Origin of the sequence: Kordia sp. (assembly GCF_022447245.1) — a bacterium.
Lineage (GTDB): Bacteria > Bacteroidota > Bacteroidia > Flavobacteriales > Flavobacteriaceae > Kordia.
Genome location: NZ_JAKVBC010000047.1, coordinates 21,830 through 29,858, shown reverse-complemented (window position 1 = coordinate 29,858; position 8,029 = coordinate 21,830). Strand labels below are relative to the sequence as shown.

Genomic DNA, 8,029 nt, shown 5'->3' with positions numbered 1-8,029 from the left:
ATTCTTAAAGAAGTATCTCGCTAAATCTTATCAAATCTCTTCAAATCATGTCGAATCGTATTCTTCTTAGCAACATTCTTTGAATCTTTACACTACAAAATAAGAGTTCAGAAAAGTAAAAATGATACATAACCCTCAAAAATTAAATAAAAACTTCCAGAGACTATCTTTTCTAATACTTCTTTAAATACTCAAAAAAGAATTGGTTAAAATAATGTGATTCTTTATACACAATAAATAAGATTCAAATCGTTAATTAAGAAGGAAGTAGTTGTGTTAAATCTTTATTTTTTTATCAAACATATGATTTCAGACAATTTTACATTTAGTATGAAAGAGATTACAACTTGTTGCCAACAAAAGGCAACAATGCATCATGTGCTATTTTTTTGTTTAAAAAAAATTACAGGAGAGTTTTAGTTTAAATGTTACACACAAAAAAATACATAGATAACTACACATGAATAAGAAGATATTGGTGAAGTTTTAGAAGAAGTAGCCAATACTGTTCTTGATTATTTAGATATTACCTCGATACAATTATACAAGAAGTGTAGTAAATTATTAGAAGACTATTACTAAAATTAGCCATAAAAGAATTGGCAAAAAAATGGTAAATCAGATGTAGTGTTGCGAAAACAAAAACAACTCAACAAGAAGCTAACTAGGCATTGAAATAGGTATATTTACATGTAAAATACAAGAGAAAAGCTAAAGAAGTTTTAGCAGCAATTATTTAGAAGAAACCCAATAAATACAAAAGAGCAGAAGTGCTGATTGAACTATGAGAAGACTGAAATATAAAATGTATTTGATGTCAATCAGCCAGAATGATCAAATGGACAAATTTACAGGAAGTTTTGATGCATGGGTTCAAAAAGAACACCTTTTTTCTTTAGAAAATTCTAAGTATAGGTAGTCTTAGAAAAAGATTTTTTCCACCATACATTTATGCGAAAAATTTGTAAAAGATTGTTTGTTGAGGTGTAAATACGTTATATTTTGTTTTTTCATGATGTATCATTTTTAGAGATTATGAATTGGTTTACAAAGAGACAAGGATGCTATAAGTAAGGTATGTTATGTATAAAAAAAGCATCGACTTTCGTCAATGCTTTTCTGTATTTGTAGTTTAGTTGAAGTATTATTGTCCTCCGAAAAGTCCTCCTAGCAAGCCGCCTAATCCGCCACCGCTATTGTTATCTTTCTTATCATTTCCTCCGCTAAAAAACATTCCTGCAATATCGTCTAATACACTTCCGTCATTATCTCCATCTAAGATTGATTCAATAAAGCTTTGTTGTTGTGGAGCTTGTGCTTGGTTTGTACCGCCGCCAAGTAGTCCGCCAAGTAAGCCATCAATTCCGCTAGAGTCGCTAATACCTTGTTGACGTTTTTGCTGTCCTAACATTCCCATTAACAAAGGAGCAGCTACCTTTAAGATACTTCCAATATTGGATGTTGATACTCCAGAATTTTTACTGATTGCATTTTCAACATTACCTCTGCTGTTTCCTAATACGTGACTAAGAATTCCATCTCCATCATCTTTTACTTCCTGATCAACTCCACCGCCAAATAAGCCAGCTAAATTGTCTAAAATACTTCCATCATGTTTCTTTTCTAAAGCTCTATTTAATCCTTCTGCACCTTCTGGTGAATTTGCATTTCGTTTCATAGCTCCCATAAGTACTGGTAGTGCCATACTTAATACAGAAGCAGTTTTATTTTGGTCTTCTCCAACTTCATTACTAACCCCGCCAATGATTTGTTTTCCCAAATCACTATTTAATAAATCTAAAATTCCAGACATTTCAAAAATGATATTTATTGTTAATATAAAAAACAAGATAGTAATATTATGTAAGACTTGTAGTATGCGTTGTTATTTTTTAGATGAAATGTACGAAATGCATAAATATCAGATAAACGGATTTTTTTAGTAAGTTAAAACACAAAAAGCACTTCGAAGAGTGCTTTTTTGTATGTATTTAATGTTTACTAGCCTTTTAAAATAGTATTGATTTGTGAAGCCAATTCTAGTCCAATTCGGTCTTGAGCTTCGTTAGTAGCAGCTCCAATATGTGGTGTTAAGGATATATACGGATTCATCAATACTTTAATAGCTGGAGTTGGTTCATTTTCAAAAACATCCAAACCAGCAAAACTTAATTTTCTAGTATCTAAAGCATCAATTAGTGCAACTTCATCAATTGTTCCTCCACGAGAAGCATTGACAATTCCTGCACCATTTTTCATTAACTCAATTTCGTTTTTTCCAATAATATATTCTTTCTGAGCAGGAACATGTAATGTAATGAAATCAGCATTTTGCAATACACTTTCCATCGATTCTGTAGCTATATCAATATCAATAGATTGCCCATTGAAGAAATCAACCGAAATAGTTGCTTTGTCAATAAATTTATCGGTAGCAATCACTTTCATTCCAAAACCAAGTGCCATTTTAGCTGTAGCTTGACCAATACGACCAAAACCGATAATTCCTAAAGTTTTCCCTCGTAATTCAACACCTTTTGCATACGATTTTTTTAAATCTTTAAAACGAGAATCACCATCTAAAGGCATATTTCTGTTAGCATCATGTAAAAAACGAACACCGCTGAATAAATGCGCAAATACTAACTCTGCTACTGAACTTGAAGAAGCCGCTGGTGTATTGATAACATGAATTCCTTTGTCTTGCGCGTATTGTACATCAATATTATCCATTCCAACACCACCACGACCAATAATTTTTAAGCTTTCACAAGCGTCAATAATGTCTTTGCGAACTTTGGTAGCACTACGTACCAAAAGCGCTGTAATTTCGTGTTCATTGATGTAATTTATTAATTGCTCTTGAGCAACTTTTGTTGTAATTACTTCAAAACCATCATTTGTCAATGCGTCAATTCCGCTTTGAGAAATTCCGTCGTTTGCTAATATTTTCATTTATGTTTAATTGAAAGATTATTTAGTTATGCCTTCTTTTCCAATTCTTGCATTACATCTACTAGTACTTGTACACTTTCTAATGGCAATGCATTGTACATAGAAGCACGATATCCACCAACACTTCTGTGTCCATTAAGTCCGTTGATTCCTGCTGCATTCCACATTGTATCAAATGTTTCCTTTAAAGCTTCATTAGTCAATGTAAATGTAGCGTTCATGTGACTTCTATCTTCTGTGGCAACAACACCATTAAACAATGGGTTTCTGTCTATTTCGTTGTACAGTAAGGCAGATTTTTGCTCGTTTACTTTTTCAATAGCTGCAATTCCACCAAGATTTTTTAACCATTCTAAGGTCAACATAGAAACATATACAGGAAAAACTGGAGGTGTATTGAACATACTGTCTTTTCCTAAATGTACCTCATAGCTTAGCATTGAAGGAACAGCTCTATTTATTTTTCCTAAAATATCTTCTTTAATTACTACTAAGGTCGTTCCTGCCGGTCCCATATTTTTCTGTGCACCTGCATAGATTAAATCAAATTTTGAAAAATCTAACTGACGTGAAAAGATATCCGAACTCATATCACATACTAGTGGTACATTGGTTTCAGGGAAGCTTTTTATTTGTGTTCCAAAGATGGTATTGTTACTTGTACAGTGAAAATAATTTACATCTGTAGGAATTGAATATTCTTTTGGAATGTAAGTGAAGTTTTTATCTTTTGAAGAAGCGACTTCTACAATTTCTCCAAACAATTTTGCTTCTTTTACAGCTTTAGTACTCCAAGTTCCTGTGTTTAAATAAGCAGCTTTTGTATCTAGTAGATTGTAAGCTACTGTTAAAAATTGTGTACTTGCGCCTCCTTGTAAAAATAGTGCTTGATACCCTTTTCCTTCTAAACCTAATAATTCTATAGCCAAACTACGCGCATTTTCCATTACGTTTACAAATGGCTTGCTTCTGTGTGAAATTTCAATTAATGATAAATTATCATTGTTAAAATTTAGTACTGCTTCTGAAGCTTTTTGTAATACTTCTTGAGGTAAAATACAAGGTCCTGCGCTAAAGTTGTGTTTTTTCATTGTTATGTATTTGTCGTGTGCTGTTATTTTTGTGCAAAGTTGCTAAATTATGAACGAAATGTTGTTATGAATATGCTAATTATTTCAGGATAAATTTGTCAAAAATGCTAAAGTATCTACACCATCTGCATAATCATGCAATTCAGGATGTTGTGTTTGTCCAAATTTAACTTCGTTTTTCATATTAATGTCGGCTACAATGCATTGTATTTGTTCAGCTTCAGCCTGTAGTTTTTCTTGAAGAGAATCTAAATCTTCATAATATTCATAAAAAACAGTGGCGATAGGTGATGCATATTGTGGATCTTCTTTGATCATGACAAAACCGTTTTCTAAAATGTCGAACAAACTCATTAAATAAACTGCTTTGTTATAATCGTAGTTATTGGCATATTTGGCACTATTCATAATATCGCTTTTCTCATACATTCCTTTAAAAAAAGCATCAAAATTATACTCTTTCGGAATAAAGAGTTTAGAAACACTTCTGCAACCCAATCCAAAATAGGTGAAAATATCATCGCTCAATCCTACTAACTGTTCCTCAGTTTCCTTTCCAGTTAAGATAGCAACAGAGTTTCTGTTTTTACGAATGATATTTGGTTTGTCTTTAAAATAATATTCAAAATAGCGTGCCGTATTATTACTTCCAGTAGCAATAACGGCATCAAAACCTTCTAGTTTTTCATCGGTAAACGTAATTTTACCTTTAAAGCTTGGTGCTACATATTCAAGATATTTTGCCAAAAAGGGGAGAAGATGCTTATCATTAGACGATTGTTTTACCAATACTTCATGTCCTACAATTAATACGGATAAAAAGTCATGAAAACCTACTAATGGAATATTTCCAGCCATAATAACGGCTACTTTTTTGGTAGAAACCGTATTAAAATTATAGTTCTTTGTCCATTGTTCAAGAGACTCTCTTTGCAAAGCTTTTGCCCAATTTCCGATAGCAAAGCGTAGATTTTCTTTTATAAACCAGCCATTATTTTCTTGAGCTAGCTTTAATTGATGAATCATTCCGTCAAAAAAAAGTTCATTAAATGGTACAATTGTGTTTTTCACGGGAGTTTCAGTGCTAAATTGTTGTAAAAAATCACTAAGTTTTACAAAAGCGTTAATTCTTTCTGCTAAAGCCATCTGACATTTGTTTATGAATAGTTTTGGCGTTATTTTTGTGATTGAATATAATCGCCAAACGATAATTATTGGCGAATTTATAAAACTTTTACCGCATAAACGGTAGAACCGAAAAAGATTGTAAACGAATACAAATAAATAATGGCAATAATTATTACTGACGAATGTATCAATTGTGGTGCTTGCGAGCCAGAGTGTCCAAATACTGCAATTTATGAAGGCGCTGATGATTGGCGTTATGCTGATGGAACTTCTTTAACTGGAAATGTAGTGCTTCCAAGTGGAAAAGAAGCGGATGCGGATGAAGCACAAGAACCTATCTCTGATGAGATTTATTATATAGTTCCTGACAAATGTACAGAATGTAAAGGATTTCATGAAGAACCACAATGTGCTGCAGTATGTCCTGTAGATTGCTGTGTACCAGATGAAGATATTGTTGAAACAGAAGAAGAATTACTGGGGAAGCAATCATTTATGCATCCTGAAGATTGATAATTAATTATGAATTTTCAACTATTGAATCGTTTAATTCAATTTCACGTAAAAGATTAAAAAGCCACTAACAATTAATGTAAAGTGGCTTTTTTTTTGGTTTTGGGTTGGTTGTAACTTGTTATATATCTTCGAAGTTGATATCAGTAAAACTTTCTACATCTGTTTTTTGCGTTACTGAAGCAGTTGCATCTTCTGTATTGTATTCTCTTTTGAAATCTTTTTGATGGCGTTCAGAAATGACTTCTTCTCCTTTTTCGTTTACAATGTACTGAGTCATTTCGTTTAAAATCTCAGAAAATGCTGAGAAATCCTCTTTGTACAAATAGATTTTGTGTTTTTTGTAGTGGAATGATCCATCATCATTCGTAAACTTTTTGCTTTCAGTAATGGTTAGGTAATAGTCACCAGCTTTGGTAGCTCTGACGTCAAAGAAATAAGTTCTCCTTCCTGCTCGCAATACTTTAGAGAAAATTTCTTCTTTCTCTAACAATTCTTTGTCACTCATAATCACTTTTTTCTAAAATTTAGTTGTTTGTTAATCTCCTTCAAAAATGTAAAAAAAAAATCAACTGAACAACAAAATCTTACAAATCTTTTTCGGAAAGTTGTTTTAAATAGAGTTCTTTAAAGTAACCATCTTCCTCAATAAGATCTTCATAAGTACCATTTTGGATAATGTTTCCGTTGTCTAGTACAATAATCTTATCTGCATTTTTAGCAGATGAAATACGGTGACTTACTATAATCGTAGTTTTGTTTTGCGTCATATGCTCAATGTTGGACAAAATTTCTTCTTCAGTCTCAGTATCTACGGCAGATAAACAATCATCCAATAATAGAATATTTGGATTTTTTATAATGGCTCTTGCGATAGAAACACGCTGTTTTTGTCCTCCACTTAAGGTAATTCCACGTTCTCCTAGAATAGTGTCATATCCTTTCTTAAATCCAATAATATTTTTATGTACAGAAGCAAATTTGGCAGCAGCAATCACTTCTTCTTCAGTGGCATCTTCTTTTCCAAATTTGATATTATCTTGAATGGTTTCAGAAAATAAGAATGCATCTTGCGGTACAATGCTAATAGCACTTCGCAAACTCTGTAGATTCACGTCTTTAATTGGTATATTGTCAATTTCTATAACACCTTCACTTGTATCATACATTCTGCTTATCAAATCTAATACGGTTGTTTTTCCAGAGCCAGTTTTTCCGACAATGGCAAGAGTTTCTCCCATATTCAGAGAGAAAGATATATTTTTTAGTGCAGTAATATTGGTGTCGTCATAAGTGAAAGACACATTTTTAAATTCAATATTTCCTTGAATTGGCGTAGACTCAGTAACTAGGTTTTGAATTTCAGGTTCAACCTTTAAAAATTCATTAATACGTTTTTGAGATACTTCTGCTTGTTGCACAATAGAAGTTACCCAACCAATCGAAGCAACAGGCCAAGTAAGCATGGTTACATACATAATAAATTCTGCCAAGACACCTACGTCTATTTGTCCATTAATATATTGTAATCCACCTATGTAAATGACCAAAATACTACTCGCTCCAATTAATAAAATCATCAGTGGGAAAAACCAAGCATTGACTTTTACCAAATTCATATTTTTAGTTTTTCCTTCTACCACCATATCATCAAACGTATTTTTGATTTCTGGTTCTATTCCGTATGCTTTGATTACAGAAACTCCTGAAAACGACTCCTGCGTAAACGTGGAAAGTTTGGACAAAAACTGTTGTACAATTGTACTTCGTTTTTGAATGGCGCGACTCAACTTATATATTAAAAATGATAAAATTGGCAACGGAACCAAGGTGTAAACTGCCACTTTTGGTGCAGTAATAAACATTAATGGTACCAAGCAAGCAAAGAGTGTAATGGTACGAATACTGTACATAATGGCAGGTCCAGCATACATTCGAACCTTTCCTACATCTTCACTAATACGATTCATCAAATCTCCAGTACGATTCTTTTTGTAAAAATTAGTAGATAGGTTTTGGTATTGTTGATACACTTCATTTTTTAAATCGTATTCAACATATCTAGAAATATTAATAATGGTCTGTCTCATTAAAAAGGTAAAGAAACTTGCCAATGCTGCTGCGCCAATAATATAAAGTATGTTTTCTAAAAGAGCACTTTCAACAATTTCAATATTTTTAATTTCCCCTTTGATGTACTTATCTACTGTAGTGAGAGAATTACCAATTAATTTAGGTGCAACTAGCGCAAAAATTTGTGCTATTATGGTAATTAATATTCCTAAAAGTAACCTTCCTTTATATTTTAAGAAGTATTTATTTAAGTGTTGTAACTCTTTCAT

General features: G+C 32.3%; 7 protein-coding genes. 1 reads left to right on the top strand and 6 read right to left on the bottom strand.

The window, feature by feature from the left end; translation table 11 throughout:
* Positions 1-1,144: 1,144 nt before the first annotated feature.
* The 4 genes from MK119_RS21865 to MK119_RS21850 all read right to left on the bottom strand — a co-directional run bounded on the left by MK119_RS21865 (position 1,145) and on the right by MK119_RS21850 (position 5,192).
* The gene (locus MK119_RS21865; protein WP_290683384.1) at positions 1,145-1,813 is read right to left on the bottom strand and encodes a DUF937 domain-containing protein; all 669 of its coding nucleotides are present in this window, start codon (positions 1,811-1,813) and stop codon (positions 1,145-1,147) included.
* Positions 1,814-2,001: 188 nt separating this feature from the next.
* Positions 2,002-2,955: a D-2-hydroxyacid dehydrogenase gene (locus MK119_RS21860; protein WP_290683382.1), complete on the bottom strand. Its 954-nt coding sequence runs from the start codon at positions 2,953-2,955 to the stop codon at positions 2,002-2,004.
* A 26-nt stretch (positions 2,956-2,981) separates the two neighbouring features.
* The gene (gene serC / locus MK119_RS21855; protein ID WP_290683380.1) at positions 2,982-4,046 is read right to left on the bottom strand and encodes a 3-phosphoserine/phosphohydroxythreonine transaminase; all 1,065 of its coding nucleotides are present in this window, start codon (positions 4,044-4,046) and stop codon (positions 2,982-2,984) included.
* A gap of 84 nt (positions 4,047-4,130) precedes the next feature.
* The gene (locus MK119_RS21850; protein WP_290683378.1) at positions 4,131-5,192 is read right to left on the bottom strand and encodes an acyl-CoA reductase; all 1,062 of its coding nucleotides are present in this window, start codon (positions 5,190-5,192) and stop codon (positions 4,131-4,133) included.
* 141 nt (positions 5,193-5,333) lie between these two features.
* On the opposite strand from MK119_RS21850, the gene MK119_RS21845 reads away from it, so the two are divergent.
* Positions 5,334-5,687, top strand: coding sequence for a 4Fe-4S dicluster domain-containing protein (locus MK119_RS21845; RefSeq protein ID WP_290683376.1), 354 nt, complete (start codon positions 5,334-5,336; stop codon positions 5,685-5,687).
* Positions 5,688-5,808: 121 nt separating this feature from the next.
* On the opposite strand, the gene MK119_RS21840 is transcribed toward MK119_RS21845, so the two are convergent.
* Positions 5,809-6,195 (bottom strand): PUR family DNA/RNA-binding protein, encoded by a 387-nt coding sequence (locus MK119_RS21840; protein ID WP_290683374.1) that lies wholly within the window; start codon positions 6,193-6,195, stop codon positions 5,809-5,811.
* A gap of 79 nt (positions 6,196-6,274) precedes the next feature.
* Positions 6,275-8,029 carry an ABC transporter ATP-binding protein gene (locus MK119_RS21835; protein ID WP_290683372.1) on the bottom strand — a complete coding sequence of 585 codons (1,755 nt, stop codon included), beginning with the start codon at positions 8,027-8,029 and terminating at the stop codon, positions 6,275-6,277.